Source organism: Streptomyces sp. SID3343 (assembly GCF_009865215.1).
GTDB lineage: Bacteria > Actinomycetota > Actinomycetes > Streptomycetales > Streptomycetaceae > Embleya.
The window spans coordinates 1-308 of the sequence record NZ_WWJX01000030.1; the positions used below are offsets into that span (position 1 = coordinate 1).

Annotated in this window: 1 pseudogene; it reads left to right on the forward strand. The window is 76.6% G+C overall.

Annotated features, from left to right (window positions below):
- Window positions 1-308: pseudogene (locus tag GT354_RS00950) on the forward strand (ABC transporter permease); the annotation flags it as partial.

Here is a 308-nt window from a genome sequence, read left to right on the forward strand (position 1 = left end):
GGCGATCTCGACGTCGCGGATCGTGGCCGGTATCGCGGTGGGCCTGGTGGTGCTGCAGCTGTTCATGCTGACCCTGTTCGCGTGGCCGGGCGCCCGCAGTGCGCCGCGGGACCTGCCGATCGCCGTGGCGGGCCCGCAGGACGCCGTGACCGCGCTCGTTGAGCACCTGGAAGCCCAGCGGCCCGGCGCGTTCACCGTGCACCCGGTGGCCGACGAGGCGGCGGCGCGGGCTCGGGTCGAGGACCGGCGGGACTACGGGGCCATCGTGCTCGGGCCCGACGGGCCGCGGCTGCTGACCGCCTCGGCCG